Origin of the sequence: Imperialibacter sp. (genome assembly GCF_040222815.1) — a bacterium.
Taxonomy (GTDB): Bacteria; Bacteroidota; Bacteroidia; order Cytophagales; family Cyclobacteriaceae; genus Imperialibacter.
In genome coordinates, this window is the sequence record NZ_JAVKCH010000040.1 from 410053 (window position 1) to 426885 (window position 16833).

10 protein-coding genes are annotated in these 16833 nt (G+C 48.3%); 1 reads left to right on the forward strand and 9 read right to left on the reverse strand.

Annotated elements, in window-relative coordinates; translation table 11 throughout:
- The first annotated feature begins 37 nt into the window (after positions 1–37).
- On the forward strand, positions 38–937 hold the full coding sequence (locus RIF36_RS21560) for a LysR family transcriptional regulator (RefSeq protein ID WP_350122663.1): 900 nt from the start codon (positions 38–40) through the stop codon (positions 935–937).
- Here the strand turns inward: RIF36_RS21560 and RIF36_RS21565 are convergent.
- From RIF36_RS21565 to RIF36_RS21605, 9 genes are all read right to left on the reverse strand, one after another.
- Positions 896–1522, reverse strand: a complete 627-nt coding sequence (locus tag RIF36_RS21565; protein WP_350122665.1) for a hypothetical protein — start codon at positions 1520–1522, stop codon at positions 896–898. The genes RIF36_RS21560 and RIF36_RS21565 overlap by 42 nt on opposite strands.
- Positions 1523–1585: 63 nt before the next feature.
- Positions 1586–4585, reverse strand: coding sequence for a tetratricopeptide repeat protein (locus tag RIF36_RS21570; RefSeq protein ID WP_350122667.1), 3000 nt, complete (start codon positions 4583–4585; stop codon positions 1586–1588).
- 1 nt (position 4586) lies between these two features.
- Complete coding sequence (gatC, locus tag RIF36_RS21575; RefSeq protein WP_339787149.1) at positions 4587–4874, reverse strand: Asp-tRNA(Asn)/Glu-tRNA(Gln) amidotransferase subunit GatC; 288 nt, start codon at positions 4872–4874, stop codon at positions 4587–4589.
- Positions 4871–5626 (reverse strand): lysophospholipid acyltransferase family protein, encoded by a 756-nt coding sequence (locus RIF36_RS21580; protein WP_350122669.1) that lies wholly within the window; start codon positions 5624–5626, stop codon positions 4871–4873. The genes gatC and RIF36_RS21580 overlap by 4 nt, the downstream gene beginning before the upstream one ends.
- A 120-nt stretch (positions 5627–5746) precedes the next feature.
- Positions 5747–6880 (reverse strand): Gfo/Idh/MocA family protein, encoded by a 1134-nt coding sequence (locus RIF36_RS21585; RefSeq protein ID WP_350122671.1) that lies wholly within the window; start codon positions 6878–6880, stop codon positions 5747–5749.
- 159 nt (positions 6881–7039) lie between these two features.
- Positions 7040–8431, reverse strand: a complete 1392-nt coding sequence (gene ltrA, locus RIF36_RS21590; protein ID WP_350122673.1) for a group II intron reverse transcriptase/maturase — start codon at positions 8429–8431, stop codon at positions 7040–7042.
- A 546-nt stretch (positions 8432–8977) separates the two neighbouring features.
- Positions 8978–13939, reverse strand: coding sequence for a T9SS type A sorting domain-containing protein (locus tag RIF36_RS21595; protein ID WP_350122675.1), 4962 nt, complete (start codon positions 13937–13939; stop codon positions 8978–8980).
- 106 nt (positions 13940–14045) lie between these two features.
- A complete protein-coding gene (locus RIF36_RS21600) occupies positions 14046–14792 on the reverse strand; it encodes a LytR/AlgR family response regulator transcription factor (RefSeq protein WP_350122677.1) in 747 nt (248 codons plus the stop codon).
- Positions 14793–16715 (reverse strand): histidine kinase, encoded by a 1923-nt coding sequence (locus tag RIF36_RS21605; protein ID WP_350122679.1) that lies wholly within the window; start codon positions 16713–16715, stop codon positions 14793–14795.
- Positions 16716–16833 lie beyond the last annotated feature (118 nt).

Consider the following 16833-nt stretch of genomic DNA (forward strand, 5'->3'; position numbering starts at 1 on the left):
CTTTAATTACTAAAAATACCTTTTATATCAACAACTAATGCCTATAAGTAATCAGTTAGAGCTTCGCCATTTTAAGTATTTTCTGGAAGTGGCAGAGGAGCTTCATTTCAGGAAAGCGGCCGAAAAGCTGTTTATCACCCAGCCGGGGCTCAGCCGCCAGATACAGCAGCTGGAAGAAGAGCTGGACGTAAAGTTGTTTGTCAGAAATAAGAGGAACGTAGCATTGACGGCTCCTGGAAAATACCTTCAACAAGAGCTCAAGGGTGTTATCAATAACCTCGATTTCATTGTCAAGCAGCTCAAGATGATTGAGGCCGGAGACGACGGTGAGGTACGGATAGGCTTTGTTGGATCGGCTATGCAAAGAGTCATTCCGAAGGTATTGCTGGAGATCAATGAAAAGTATCCTTCGATCCATACTACATTGACCGAAATGGCTAACCAGGAACAGCTGGAAGGGCTTATGCACGACAAACTGGATATTGGATTTGTGAGACTAGAGCATGTACCACAGGAAATGCAATTGGTGACGGTTTTCGAGGATACTTTTTCGCTGGCGCTACCTCAGGATCACCCAATGAACGAAGACAGCTTTGTGGATCTGCATCAGTTAAAGGAGGAAAACTTTATCCTGTTTTCGAGCGACTATAGCGTCGATTATTTTAATCAGTTCATGAATATATTTGAAGCCAGTGGCTTTCGTCCGAAGGTTTCACATCGCTCTGTGCACGCCAGTACAATCTTCAGGCTTGTAGAGAATAAGCTTGGGATTGCCATAGTGCCGACTACTCTTAAAGAAGGCTTCAGCCTGAAGGTGAAGTTTATCGAGTTGAAAAATGGAAAGCAAACGGCCCGGTTGTCGGCGATGTGGAAAAGGGACAACGAGAATCCGGCGTTAAGGAAGTTTTTGGAGGTGATGTTGGGGGATTGCGGTTAAAGCACAGGGTTGAAACCCAACGCTAAAAACAATAGAATTGATGGAGATTGGATCGCTTGGAATGCAACGAAAATGCGTCGGGTTGAAACCCAGCGCCGAAAAAACCGCCTCGATAGGGCTTGGAACTCCCTGAAACAGCGTCGGGTTGAAACCCAACGCTAAAGAAAATCGCCCCGATGGGGCTTCGGGATGCTCTGAAAATGCGCCGGGTTGAAACCTGCGCTGAAAAAGATCGCCCCGATGGGGCTTGGAACGCACTGAAACAGGATCAAGCGGAAAATCTGGGGGTTGCCCTGTAAATCCAATATCCCAAGTGGTCATAAAAAAGCAAAAGGTCCAAGCCCATCCGACTGGAGAAGCCCGGCCGGGCGAGACGCATTGAACCAATTTTGCTTTTTTATTTAACCACAAACGAAACATTCGATCCCCAGAAATACACATTGATCCCTGAAACAGCGTCGGGTTGAAACCCAACGCTAAAGAATATCGCCCCGATGGGGCTTCGGGATGCTCTGAAAATGCGCCGGGTTGAAACCCAACGCTGAAAAAAATCGCCCCGATGGGGCTTTGAAGTGCCCAAACCAATTACCTTTTTTTGATGCGTGGTTGCCAGCCTGGAAGGACAGGGATGATATCCTTAAATCGCAATCAATCGAAGTTCCAGCTTTCACGTTCGGCTTCGATTTTGGCTACTTTCTCTGCGTATGCTCTTTCGAAGGCTTTGTATTCTTCGGATGGAAGCAGGTCGAGGAGTTGGATCACTCCATTTTCAGCATAGTTTTGGAAACCCATGTCGAGTGCCAGCCAAATGTATTTCCTGATCACTTCCGGGTTGTAGGGATTCGCCTCTATGTTGGCCACAAGCACGTCGTAGGCCGCTTCGTCCTCTTTCATTTCCCGCAGAAAATCGGCAGCAGCCATTGCCAGGGTGGCATTGAACGGATTGGTGACAATTGCTACCTTTAAAGCAGTTGCATTGTTCACCTTCACAGCCTGCGCAGCATTTACCCACACCTGGCCATACTTTGGAGGCAGGCTATTGATCAAATCAGTGCTGTCCAGTTTTGACAGCCCACCCTCTTTGATCGCCAGTTCCAATTCCAAAATTGTCATTTCAGGTTGTGCCCAGTCGTTTAGCAATGGATTGTCTATCAGCTGCTGTGCGGCTTGTGCGTCTCCGGCGTTGAAATAAGCCTGTGCGAGACAAACCAAGGCCGCTTTCTTCATGCTTTCACTTTCGAAAGCGACAAGGAGGTCATTTTGCTGCGTTTCATTCAGTCGCCGTCCAAACCAACGAAGGTACTGGTATCGTTGTTGGTCAGTGGTCAGATCGCTCAAGTCTTTGGTCTCCGACAACTTGAGCATAGATTCAGCAAGTGTTGACGTGCCCTCATGGGTTTCCAACAAAATCCATTTCAAAGTGGCCTGCTCCCAGTTTCCTGCCTCAGACAAGGCAATCGCCTGGTTGATATCAGCATCGGGGTAGTTTTCAGCCGAGGCACTTTCAAAATACTCCGCTGCTTTCATTGCCGCCCCCTGATCAAGCGCCATCACGCTCATTAAATGGAAGCAATAGCCCCTGTAGGTGGGAAACCCTTGCTGCACCCGGTTGAGGATCTGAATGGCTTGGGAAGCCTTGCCTTCGTAGTAAAGATGCAGCGCATGTGCAATGGACAACGGGCCGTAAAAACCCGCATTCGAAGAAGCACCAACCATTGCAGGCAGTCTGTCGGTCAGTGTTCCCCCGGTCTGCCCAAGATCTACCAAGGCACTGTTGTAAACGAAAGGGAAAGTGAAGCCGGATAGCGTTGAGTCGGGTAGAAAAGGCTCCACCACTTCCGGGAGTTGCTTCGTGCCATTTTTAGCCATAGTGGCCAATGCATTGGTCAGGAAGCCAAAAGGTAGCTTGTCCTTCACTACCTCCTCTATTTCATCGGCACCCATTTGCTGGCCAGCCTTGAACGACACATATCCAAGATTGGCATTAGCAGCACGGCGGGAAAATTCCTCTCCGAGGCCCTGCTGTAAATAAAATGCTGCGGAGTCCAGAATATTGGTTGAAGAATAAAGCACGCCCAGGTTGTTGCCGATGTAGCCATTGGAAGGAAATTTGCTCTTCCCTTTCTGCAAAGCGAAAATGCCTTTAAAGAATTGGTCGGTATTTTGATATTGGTTGCTCAGGTTGACAAAAGCGTGGGGGGACGGGTTTTTGGCAGCTGCCAGCTCAAATCTATACAAGGCTTCCCCCAGCTTTTCTTTGCTGTTGGCGATGAAGCCTAGCTGATAGTTAGATTTGTGGTTTTGGTAACCATACAATGCCCCCTGAAGATAGTACTGTTCGCTAAGCAACTGCTCATTTCGTACTTTGTACAAATCGCCCAATGAGTTGTAGTACCCTGCAATTGACTGATTGAGGGCGACACGATTGGACAGCAAAAACAAAGCGGTCACAGCAATGGTACCCGCCAGGCGGTAAGTTGGATAAGGCAGGGTACCTTCTTTGAATACCACCCGGTAGACCGGCAGGTTGCGCATCAACGGAGTGACAAAATTGACGATAATGTACAGGAGAAACATGACTCCAAAACCAAGTTGACTGAAAAGAATGGCATCTTCGAACGCCTCCAGCACAGGGTCGTTGCCCTGCAACAGTTGGTAGCCAATGGTGGTGAAGCTAATGCCGCACAGCGCAATGTAGAAAACAGCGGCGATGGGATAAAAAGGAGCTGTGCCTTCGTACCTGGCCTCTCTGGCTTTCAAACCCCAGAGACCTAAGACGGCTGCAAGGCCGAGCATCAGAAATTCGTTAAGATAGAGAATGTCCCACGTGAGATAGCGGGCGTTATGTGCATAGGCCAAGCCCACATTGACGAGGTAGAATATACTGAACGTGAAAAAGTGCACCCAGTTTTTTGAGCCCGCCTGCGCTTTACCACTGGTGATCATTCGTAAGATGAAATAGACAACCTCGTGGCCTACCAACAAAGCAAACGCCACGACAATAATGACCGGAGCTGTGAAATTGTATTGAGCGAGTGTATAGAAAGGAGTTTCAATTTGCGAGCCAAAGTAGATAACTGCCGCAAGAAGTATGAATGATCCTGTGAAGGCAAAAAACCTTTTGACGAGAGGAATATGGCTTTTGAAGGCATGGAAATAGTAACTCAGCGGCAGAAAAAGCAATATTCCAATTGCCAGAGGCTTGTAGTCGTACCAACCGAAAAGAAGGAGCTGCTCCAGGCGCATCGAAATCAGCAGGGCTATGAAAACCACAGAGGCCACCATGTACCAAAACCTGGGGAGGTAAGTAGAAACGGCCAACAGAAGGCTGTAAAAAAGAGAGATAAGACCAAGATAAACGACACCGGCCCACGGGCGGATGATCCAGGTACTGCCCTCGAAATGCTGCTTGACCAGGTATACATCTGCTGGTATTTCCAGGTCGAAAAGGCCAACTGAAACACGATCCAACGCAAGTTTGACAGTCTCTGTTTCGGAGGTGAGGTACCAGTCAAGCACAAGGTGATGGCCAGCGATTTCGAAACCCAAAACGGTTAGAATGAGAAGGCTGGCGATGGCTGCTATGGCAACAAAAAGCCGCCTGAGTTCGAAAGGCCACTCCTTCCAGAAAGCCCGGCTTTCGTTCATATTATTCGATTACCTTAGGTACGATGAAGAACTTGTCGTCGTGCTGAGGGGCATTGGCAAGACCTTCCTCCCGTGGAAGCTCTTCCGTTACTTTGTCCTCTCTGAAGGCGTTCAATTCATAAGACATGCTTACCAGGGGATCCACATCCTTTGTGTCCAGCTCGTTGAGTTTTTCCACCCAGGTCAGGATTTCGCTCAGGCTGTTGAGCATTTCCTTTTCGTTGGAAGGATCCAACTCAAGCCTGGCCAGGTGGGCCAGTTTGTGTAAAGTGTCTTTATCTATCTTCATGTAGTTTCTTTTGCAAATTCCTCAGGAAAACGACTCCTGAGTTCTTCATCTATCACCTTAAAACACTCATCCTTCAGTTCGTTCACCCTGTCGATTGTCATTCCTTTGGTGTCGATGGGCTCATGAAGCACAATTTTAGGGCGTTTGAAACGAATGACAAAACGATTATCGTCGGGTAAAATTATCCAATTGTATGGAATGGTCACTGGAACAATAGGAATTTGTTTCTCAATGGCCATGCGAAAGGCACCATCCTTGAATGGCGTCATCTTCGGCGAATGCAACACTTTGATACCTCCTTCAGGGAAAATGATCACAGATTTTCCTTCGTCCAAAGCAATGGCAGCCCTTTTGTACACCTCTGCCCTGCTTCTGGCCCTCTCTCTGTCGACCATGATGTGTAACTTCCTAAACATAAAGCCAAACAACGGCACTTTGGCAATGCTGCTTTTGCCTACGAAAACGCAAGGAGAATGCACAAACCCCATCACGGGGATGTCCAGGTAGGAAAAATGGTTTGAGCAGAAGATGTAGTTTTGGCGGCCGTCCCGTTTGAAGCGCCACTCCTCACCAATAGGCAGGCCAATAAGGAAGAAGTACACAATCGCCCACCAGTAGTTTACTTTTAGCACCACTCTGGATGTCGACGGGTAATAGATGCCCAGCAGAAACCACGGGAAAAGAATCAAAAACGTAATAGAAAATATCAGCAGGGCGTATCCTACATACAGCCGGTTGAAGAATAGCTTCATGGGGCAAAAGTAGGGGAAATTTTAGAAAGCCCATGCCCTGACGACATCGCAACACGCCGGCTCCACTTCGCTACGATATAGCCAAGTAAACGACCATATCGGTAGCGACGAAGCGGTTAACTAAACAGGCATTACTTTCTCTTTCTTACCCGAAGCAATTGACTTATAGATCGCTTCTACGACCAGCAAGTCCTTCAATCCTTCGTAGCCGTTGACGGGTGATTCTTTGTTTTCTTTCACACAGCGGCTGAAGTCGTCCATTTGCAGGGCCTGGTGGACAGTGTGGGGAATGTCCATTTCGCCTTTGTTGGTTTTGCCTTTGATGGGGCCATAACCAAAAGCAGGGCGCAGTTCAGCCCAGCCTTTTTCGTAAGCCACATAAAGCCTTTCAGTCGATGCAGCGTAGGTGGTTGTGCAGGTAGCCACTGCACCGCTCGAAAATTCCATTTGCCAGGTAATGGTTTCGTCCACTTCCTTGAATTTGACAGGATCGGTTTTGTACTCCTGGGCAGTAACGGCTATAGGCTGCTCGCCAGTGGCGTAACGTGCGCCATTGATGCAGTACACACCCACGTCATACATGGCCCCACCACCTGCCAGGGCTTTCTTCAGTCTCCACTGGGTAGGGTCGCCAATACGGAAACCGTCAGCCGCTTCAATCAACTTGACAGCCCCAAGGTCTTTTTCTCTTGCCAGGCGCATAATTTCCTGCGTATGCGGCTCTGAGTGCAGTCGGTAGCCAATGGCCAGTTTCACCTTCGCCTTGTCGCAGGCAGCGATCATTTCCCGGCATTCGGCGGGATTGAGGGCCATGGGCTTCTCGCAAATCACATGCTTGCCAGCTTTGGCAGCACGAATGGTGTATTCCTTGTGCATGCTGTTGGGCAGCACCACATAAATGATATCAATATCAGGGTTGTCCTTGATCTTGTCGAACGTGTCGTAGCTGTAAACATTCTTGTCGGCAATATTGTACTTCTCTTTCCATTCAGGAATTTTCGACTGCGTGCCGGTGACGATGCCTGCCAGGTAGCAGTCTTCGGTTTTCTCCAAAGCAGGCGCCAGCAGGTTTTTGGCATAGTAACCAAGGCCTACCAGAGCGATCCCAAGTTTCTTTCCCTGCTTTCTGCGAGGGAATGAGGACACAGAAGCCAAAGCAGTGGCAGATGGAAAAGTGAGAAGAGAAGCTCCTAGTGCTGCACCAGCACCGAGTTTCATTGTATCTAAAAATTTGCGGCGTGAGTAGGTAGACATTGACTATTAGTTTTTTGAACAATCAAGATAGTGAGAATATCAGGTTTTAGGCAACGATGTTGCGTAATAGGCAATTAAAGTAGGAGGCAAAGTTAATCAATTGATTGGCTTTGCCGTCCTCTCACACCACCGTATGTACTTGCGTGTACGGCGGTTTCTTTAGAGTGATTTACGGTGCAAGGTTTGATAGTTGTGATATAGGCTGTAGTAATTTTGTTCACTAAACCATTGGTTGTTCATTCCGATATTAAGAGCCGGGCTGTTAGATAAACGCCACCAGCTTTTACCACTGAGGGCTACTCGCCAGCTTAAGGTTTCTTCTACTCCCAGTTGCTTTAACCATCGTACTATTCCAATGACTCGTTTACATTGCTTGAGCCTAAAACATCGAAGTTTCCGCTTTATCCATCCGTCCAAACGTTCCACCTTCCTGCTCATCATTGCATAGCGAAAGTAACCTAACCAACCTTGCAGGTACTTGTTCAGTTCACTGATGATCTGACTCAAGCTAATCCCTCGTCTTCGACGGGTGATCTGCTTCACTTTCAGCTTCATTCGCTCTGCACTCCTGCGACTCAGTCCAAGACTACCATCCTTCAGAATGCTGTGACCTAGAAAGTTTAGCTCATGACCCCGGCATATCCGACTTTTCTCGTTGTTTACCTTCAACAGCAACTTGTCTTCAATGAAGCTGGTGATGCTCTGCTTAACCCGGTGTGCGGATAACTCGCTTTTCACAAAAATCTTCTCATCATCCGCATACCTCACATAAGAATGGCCTCGCCTTTCCAGTTCTTTATCCAGCTCGTCTAATACAATATTGGACAACAACGGGCTTAACGGGCCTCCCTGTGGGGTACCTTTGATGCGATGACTCATCAGACCTCCCTTCAGTAAACCTGCCTGTAGAAAACGGTGTATTAGGCCTAGTAGCCTAACATCTCCTATGCGACTACTCAACAACCACATCAACCGGTGGTGATTTACTTCGTCGAAGAATTTCTCTAAATCGAGGTCTATTACATATCTTCCCCCTTCTACCACATACTTTCCAGCTTGTTTTAATGCCTGGTGTGCACTGCGGTGCGGGCGAAATCCGTAACTCCTCTCCGAGAATATCTTCTCATACCGAATATTCAACACCTGATGGATGGCTTGTTGGACCAGCCGGTCTCGTACTGTGGGAATGCCTAACTGTCTGTAGCCTCCTTGTGGCTTCGGGATTTCTACTCCTCTCACAAGGTCTGGGCGGTATTGGCCATTCAGTAGTTCTTCTCTTAAGCTGTTAAAGTGATCTCTTAACCATTTGCCTAATTCTTTTACTTCCATGCCATCTACCCCTCCCTTACCTGCATTGGAGCAGACTTTCCTATATGCCTTTTCAAGATTCAATGGATCGGCTACCTTCTCCATTAATCCTACCGTCAGGTTATGTTCTTCTTCGCATGCATAAAGCCATAAAGGGCTTACCTTACCGCTTTTGTCTCGGTATACGACCGCTTCGCCTTCGGTAAGGCTGAATTTGCATTCTACTTGTCCCGCAAGTTTCATCTGCCTATTCATTTCTCTGCCCTTAAGAGTGTCTCCCTCTTGCTTTTTTTTTCCGGCTTTTAATACTCTAAAGAAAACTCCCCCGCTCTAAAGATTCGGTCGGGGGCGCCTAGCCCTTCGCTCCTCTTCCATTACAGAAGATTCTCTGCTACTATAGCCTCTGCTGACTTCTGTGACTACCTTGCTCGGGCATTCGCTCATACCTTGCGCCTCCGCAGCACAGATCTCCCATGGTAAGCTCACTATTCCTTCTTTGAAAACCGCAGGATTTACTACCACTGGTTACGTTTAGCTATTGGGCTTCGCAATCCAATGCTCGCTTGCCCTCAGTGTAAGCCTTTTATCCTGTTTCTGTTCGTCGGCTCCCAAATTTGTCCGCCGCTTCCTTCAGATTCCTCCTCACGGACGACACCCTTGCTTTGGACTAACAGTTCCCGCTAAATGGCCTGTTCGGGACTTTCACCCCAGAGAATAATGGCATGCATGGCGCACACAAAAAACCCCGCCAGCGGCAGGGTCTTTCGTAATGATCACGGTTGTTGTGGACTATCTTGCGATAATCAGTCTTTGTTTAATCCTCTTTCCGGTTGATAGTTCCAGCTCCACGATAACCACGCCAGGCACAAGGTGCGACAGATCGATACTTTCCCGTGTTCGATAATTGTTCACCGTCAGCACCCTGTTACCCGCCAGGTCAAATAAGCGCACAGTATTTATGGTAGTAGCATTGAATGAAATGGTTTGGCTGGCAGGGTTCGGATAGGCAATGATCCCCTGATCAAAAAGGTCGTCACCCACTCCTGTTTCCAGTTCGATGCTTACCTGAGCGGTAGCTTCGCAGCCATTTGCGTCTTTCACTGTGATGGTGTAATCACCCGGTGTTAGGTCAAATAAATTGCTTTCCTGAAAGTCGGTGCCATTGCTGGAGTAAGTGTAGGGTGAAGTTCCTCCTTCGGCGGTAGCTGCTACGGCACCACCTATTTCACTTAGTGAAAGCGATAATACCGAAGGAGAAGAAATAACCGCAGTCGTTTCCACTGTGCATCCTGACCCATTTTTAACAGTGAAAGCGTAGTCACCCGCCGCCAGTCCGTCGAATGTAGCAGCCTCCTGAAAGCTTTCGCCATCCAGGCTGTAACTATAAGAGGCATTTTCAGGGCCAGTAACCTGCAAGCTTACCGAGCCGTCGGTCAGGCCAGAGCAGGTGACATCGGCGGCAGTCGCCTGCACGGAAAATCCCTCCGGCGCTGTGATGACCACAGCTACTTCTACTACGCAGCCATTAGCATCTTTTACCGCTACTGCGTAGTCGCCAGCGGCAAGTCCAGAAAAACTACTGCTTTCCTGAAAATCGGCCCCATCGATGCTATAGCTGTATGGTGCTGTTCCACCCGTCGCTGTGATGGCGATGCTTCCATCGGCTCCATTGGTGCAGGTCGGGGAAATTGATCCAGCCTCGACTGTAAGGACATTTGGCTGCGTGACAACAGCCTCAGAGATAGCCGTACAGCCATTTGCATCTTTCACTGTAAGGGAATAGGCGCCAGCTGCAAGGCCGGTAAATTCGCTGCCTGCTGCAAAGTTGATTCCATCTATGCTGTATTCATAGGGAGCTGCGCCTCCGCTGGGTGAGAGGCTAATAGCACCAGTTGAAGTACCATGACAGGCTACGTTAGTGACTGTGGCCGTTGGGGTAATAACTACAGTAGCACCGACATTTATGTCTGTCAAAGTTGGGCCGCAGCCATTGGCATCTGACACGGCCACTGTATAGGTGCCCGGGTTGAGCTGATCAAACACATTGCTCGTCTGAACTGCTCCACTATTGAGACTAAACGACACCGGAGCCACACCATTAGTGACCTCGATCGTGACAGAGCCATTCAGGCTTCCCATGCAGCTGGCGTTAGTGGCTGTTGCCATAGCTGTTACTTGGTCGGGCTGCGACAAAGTAACATCAGCTGTGGCAGAACATGCGTTGTCGTCTTTTACAGTAACCGTGTAGTCGCCCGCCGACAAACCCGTGAACTCATGAGACGGTTGGTAATTTACTCCATCGATACTGTAGGTGAGGGTGCCGGTGCCCCCCGAGGCGGAGCCAGCAATCGCTCCGCTGCCGTTCTGGTAGCAAGTGAGGTTCGAAGCGTTCAGCGACAACGCCAATGCCGATGGCTCAGAAATGGTGACGGAGGTGGAAGTTCCCGTACATTCGTTGACGTCCTCCGCAGTAACAATATAAGTTCCGGGGACCAGATTGTTGAACGAGAAAGTGCTGGTAACCGGCGTGGCGTCCAACACTGTGCCATTTAGTTTCAACACGAAGCTGCCAGTGCCGCCGACTATTGTCCCGGAAATAGTACCGTCGTTGAGCCCATTGCAACTGATATCGGTGGAACCACTTATCGTTACCGTTACGGCAGCAGGCTCATTGATTATAAACGGCTGGCTAGTTTTACAACCATTGGCATCTTTCGCATATATAGTGTAGCTGCCTGCCGAAAGGCCGCTGATGGTTGGGCTGCTTGCATAGGTGACGTCGTCCAGGCTGTAGGTGATCGGTGTAAAATCACTCAGGGCAGTGACCGTTACCTCTCCTCCATTGGAACCGTTGCACTCTGGGTCAGTAGTGCTGACCTGCGAAATGGTAGTTTTGAGGTGCAGCGCCTGCTCAATCGCTCCAAGGTCAATCAGGTCATTAAATATCCTGGTATTGCCAAGTGCCTCTGTAGGTGAAAATGCTGGCAGCCCTGCTGTGATGCCTGCATCAATTGCAGGAGAGCAATAGTTGAGTGAAAAATCATCGTTTCCTTCGTCTGTGAATTGCGGGTCAAAATCGAACAGGCTATTATTTGTAGTAGGTGTTCCGGAATCGGTTGACTTAAAACCGGCAGCACCCCCCTGCACCAAATTGGTGCTGATCGTCAGTCCCGATGCGAAGCGAAACCATAGCTGGTAGCTGTCCCGGGGTGATGTGTTGCCCCAGAAAATATTGTTTTCCACCACCGGCTTTACGGCAGGCAATCGATAGATAAAAGCCCCAGAGTAAAAAAGGAAGTCAGCCGCAGTGGCGTGATTGGCGCCTGTTTCGCTGTTGTTTGCCAGGGTATTATTATAGAAATCGGTTGTGTACTTATCTGAAAGGTAAACAGCCGAGGCTGAGCTAATTGCTTCGTTTTCATAGAACAAACAGTTGGCAATGGTAGATCGATCGGCGCTTGTTACTGTACCAAGTTCCAAAAACGCTATGGCACCGCCTTGATTGGCCACATTGTGATGAAAAATGCACGAAATAAAATCAGGATTAGAGTTACCGGCATTCCTCACCGCCCCGCCAACACCATTGAAACCAGAAAAACCGGGTGCTGAAGGGAGTTTGGCATTGGTATTATTTCTGAAAGTAGTGTTTCGTACCGTAGGGCTTGCATGGATGTTCTTCATGGCTGCTCCACCATCGGTACTTACACCAGTATCGAAATAGCCCTGCTCAACGACAAATCCATCCAAAACAGCTAACTTAGTGAGTGGTTGAGCAGGAGCGTAATCGTTCAGAATGATATGGTTGGAATTGTCGGTGTTGCTGCCAGCACTTCCAATATTACCCGAAAGAATAGTTTCATTCGTTCGCCAGTCTCTTTGAGAAAGCAATGTCTCCGTACCCGCAAACCCGCCATACAGCTCTACATTTGGCTTCATCACAAAAGATGCACTGCGATCTGTAGCTGCCTGAGAACCTGTCGGATAATAAGAGCCTTGCTTTACCCATACCTGACTGGGCATGGTGCTGGAGGCGCTGGCTTCGGCTGCGTTGATCGCCTCCTGCAAGGTAGTATAGGCGTCAGCCCAGCTGGAACCATCACCTGAGCCCACTGCTGTATTGCTAACAAAGAAGACTCTTTTCCCTTCATTGGTGATGAAAAAACGCTCGACTTTCGTGCAGTTGTTTCCGTCTTTTAAATAGGCCGTGAAACTATTCCCGCTACCCAAAGGAAAAGTGTTTCCTGATTGATAGGTCGTTCCATTCAGGCTATAAAGAAGAGGGGTTAACCCCCCTGATCCGTTAATGGTCACTTCCAGATTGGCGGGTTGTTGCGTGATCGTCAGGCCTATGGCCAATTGATCAGGCTGGGCCACGTCGTAGCTATCACTTATCACACAATCATTGGCGGCATCCTTTATGTAAACGTTGTAACTTCCTGTACTAAGATTTTCGAATAAGCCAGCCGATTGAAAATTAATGCCGTCAATGCTATAAGTGAGAGGACCACCTGTCCCTCCTCCCCCATTTACACTAATCTGCCCATTTGCCTCGCCAAAACACACTGCATCTCCCACTTCCACAGCAGAAAAAAACAGCAGCGTTATCTGATTTTCATAAGCGCCTAGGTCGATGGTTCCGTTAAATATCCTACTGTTACCCGCAAGATCGGTTGTCAATGAAGCGGGGAGGATAGAATTGTCACCCTGATCCACCGCATTAGAGCAATTAGTGATACTAAAATCACCATTGGCTGCATCGGTGAACTGAGGGTCGGTGGTGATGGTGTTACTTCCAAATGTAAAGGCATCCTGCACAAGGTTATTAGTTGCAGTGACGTTCTCGGAAGCATTCCCTTGAACAGTAATGTCCGTTCCGGTATTCTGCCAAAAAATATTGTTGTGAATAGAGCTGGTAATGGGAGTTCCCTGGCTTTGTAAAAACAATCCATTGCCACTGTTATCGGCAAAAGTAGAATTTGACACAGTCACAGTTCCCAGCTGAATGTAGATAGAATGGACGTTTCCGGTGAAAAGTGAATTATACACTTCTACAGCACTTGTGGACCAAACGGCTGTTCCAAAATTGTCCAGAAACTTGCAGGAGTAAAACCTGGCTGAAGGCGATCCATAACCTAGAACGGAGCCAAATCCTACCTCATTATTGGAAAACGTGCAATTGCTAAATGTTACACTAGTGGGAGTTGCCCCCGACTCAGGGGTGATGATTCCAAAGGTGGAGACGTTGGATGGGTCGTAGGCATTTTCTATCACAAATCCATCAAAAACAATCGGGCCGTTTACATTCGCATCTATCAAGAACAATCCCTGCGAATTGTCTGTCCTATCATTTAAAACTCCGATATCCCCTGATATTACCGTTGGGTTTTTACCAATATCCCGCTGACTCAAGGAAGATTCGCTACCATCAAAACCTCCGTACATCTCCACATAATTCTTGATTTCGAATCTAATTGTCCGGTCCGTGCCCGTCGTTGGTTTGTAGGTGTCAGCCCTCACCCAAACCTGTATAGGGTTTGACGAGGTGGCTACAGTGGCAGCCAGGTCAATGGCCGACTGAAGGTCCGTAACTGCATTGGCCCAACTGGCACCATCTCCGCTTCCTGTGGCGTTTCGATCTACGTGAACTTTTTGGGCCCATGCTCCCGAACAAACCACTAACAGCGTGATGACTACCATGACCCGCTTAAGTGCTGCATTTCTTTGCGAATAGGTCTGCGAAAAAGTGTCCATGATGTTTGCCTTTTTTCTTTGAAAGTGGCAAATGTTTCACGGGATAGTACCAGTAATTGATGAGCAGTTGTTGCGGTTTGACGGAGACAGTGTTTCGTTTGACGGGCTACTGCTGCAGCTTCTGCAGAATACCTTTCAGCAGCTCCGGCGCAATAGAAATTGGGAGCGTTTCGTCGCTTTTCATACGAACTTCGCCACGTGACCTGTCTATCTTCTTGATATTATAGATATTGAGAATATAGGATCGGTGTACCCTTTCAAATCCCTGGTCTTCAAGCTGTCGCTCATAGGTTTTCAGGTGCTTGGAAACAACTATCTGGCTGCCGTCTTTCATCTTGAATTCAGTATAGCTGCCATTGGCATGGCACCAAAGGATGTCTGGGATATCCAGGATATGAAGGCCATCCATATCAGATAACACAATCTTTTTGATACTAGCTCCGGGTGTGAGGTTATGAATCAACGTAGTGAGTTGCTTGTGAATCAGGTCTTTTCCAATATTGTCTGTCGCTTTTTTTACTGCCTCCATCAATTCGTCCGGATCAACGGGCTTCAGCAAGTAGTCCACGGCACTCAGCTTGAAAGCATCGACAGCGTATTGATTGTGGGCTGTGACAAAAATGACCTGAGTGTCTTTGTTGCCAAAGTCACTGAGGATTTCGAGACCTGTCTTTTCGTCTATCTGTATGTCGAGAAAAACGATTTGCGGTTGCAGTGTCCTGATAAGCTCCAAAGCTTCGGTTGACCGCTTGGCTGTGCCTACCACCTCTACCTGAGGGCAGTGGACATCAAGGAGGCCTTTCAGGTCATTGATTACCCGTTCTTCGTCATCGATTATTGCTGCTGTAAACATCTAATACACTTCTTTTAATAATGGTAGCTGGTAGGCCACCAATGTTCCCTTGCCGCCCTGCGCCCCAAGGTCTGATACGTCGAATGACAGCTTCATTTTCAGCTGCCTGCCAAGCAACTCCATCCGGTCTCTGAATATTTGAATGGCCCTCGACTCATGGTCTTTGGGCACCTGCATGTGGTCAACACCAATCCCGTTGTCCTGAATCCTGAATACCAGTTTGTCATCCTCTATCAGGCATTTGATAATGACTTTACCACCACCCTCAACACCACGAAAACCGTGCTCAATGGCGTTCTCAATAAATGGCTGAGCCAGCAAAGGAGGCACAAATATTTCGTTTTGATCCAGCTCCGGTTGTATGTCTACCTCAAACTCGAACTTCTGATCAAACCGAAGTTGTTGAATTTCGAGATAAAGCTCCAGGGCTTTGATTTCTTCAGCCAGCGTCACCCATTCCTTGGCGCTTAGATCCAGCACGGTGCGCATCAATCGGGCAAACTTACCCAGATAGCGGATGGCTTCTTTCACGTTTTTCTCTTCAAACAGAAACCCCCGAATGGAAGCCAGGGCATTGAAGATAAAGTGTGGGTTGATTTGTGACCTCAGGAGCTGCTGCCTGTGAATGGCGGTTTGCTCCCGCTGCTTACTCAGCCGCTGCTTATAGTAAAAATAAATGCCTAGCACCAGCAAAATAAGCAGCGCAATCCCTACGCTGAAGTAGAGCATTTGCTGCCTCCCCTGAAGTTCTTGAATCTCATTTTGCTGAGTCAGGTTGGCGATCTGTAGCTCCTTTTTTTCAGTTTCGTACTTCTTTTCCAAATCGTTAATGGCTTCGTGCTTTTCAAGCGCCAGCAGGCTATCCTCTGCTAAGCGTAGTTGTTCCAGTGCTTCCAGTGCCTGCCGCAGTTGCCCTGTATTCTTGAAAGCTTCATACCGGCTTTCAGCAATGATCATTCGGTAGTAGCCTGAGCCGAGCTCTTCATTCAGTATCACTGCCGAGTCGAGATAGCTTATTCCCTTTTCCGATTGGCCCAATCCTGCATATCCATCGGCATACCGCAGATTGGCCTGGATCAGTGTTTCCGCCGGAGCAAAATCCTCATACTGAAAAATAGAATCACAATAGCTGATGCATGCCCCGAAATCTTTGCGAAGAAAATAGATGGCGGACTTGACACTGAACAACTGTGCCACGTTGGTATGGAAACCGTTTGTGCGAGCCACCGCCAAGCCTTCGTCGGCTATTGACAATGCTGAATCAAGGTAGGCAGGCTCCATAACACCTATTTCGGCATATTGCGAGGCACTGGCAGTGTAAATGTTGGCCTTTATCTGATCATCCACCACCTGCCCTAACATTGTCAGTACCTTGCCTGTGTATTCCTTCACCTTGTCGGTTTGCTCCTGCTGGCCAAAAATGGAGACAGTATTCATGTAGGCTTTGGCGGTGCCATCCATATCGCCAATCGACTCGTATTGCCGAGCTGACTTCAGGAAATAGTCGATGGCAGCGTCATGCTGATCGAGACGGTCGTAGACATAGCCTAAAGCATTGTATACACTGGCCAAAACCGTCTGGTTTGCACAAGCTGCACAAACTTGCACCGCCGTCTCAAGCAGAGGTACCGCTTCATCGTAGTTGCGCACCCTGGCCAGTGTATTCCCGTTCGACTCAAGTGCGGCACATTTCAAAGTGAGTAGATGCAGCCCGTCGGCCAGTTCAACAGCCTCCTCCGCATAATAGATAGCTGAATCATATTCCCTGGTGACCAGCTTGTGGTGATTGGCAAGGGCAAGGTATAACTCAACCCTGATCGAATCGCTGGCGCCCGAGAGCCTTGTCGTCAGGCTGTCCAATTCATCCTGCCCACTAGCGTTGAGGGAAATTCCAAAAAACAAAAAGGTACACAACCTGACCATTCCGAAGCGGGTAAGCAGTTTGAAAATTACAGTATTACTCCAATAAGGAAAACTAATACCTTGTTTTCTAAAAGTCCCAGCCGATTGACCAAACCGCCGATCCGATTAACCAATACCT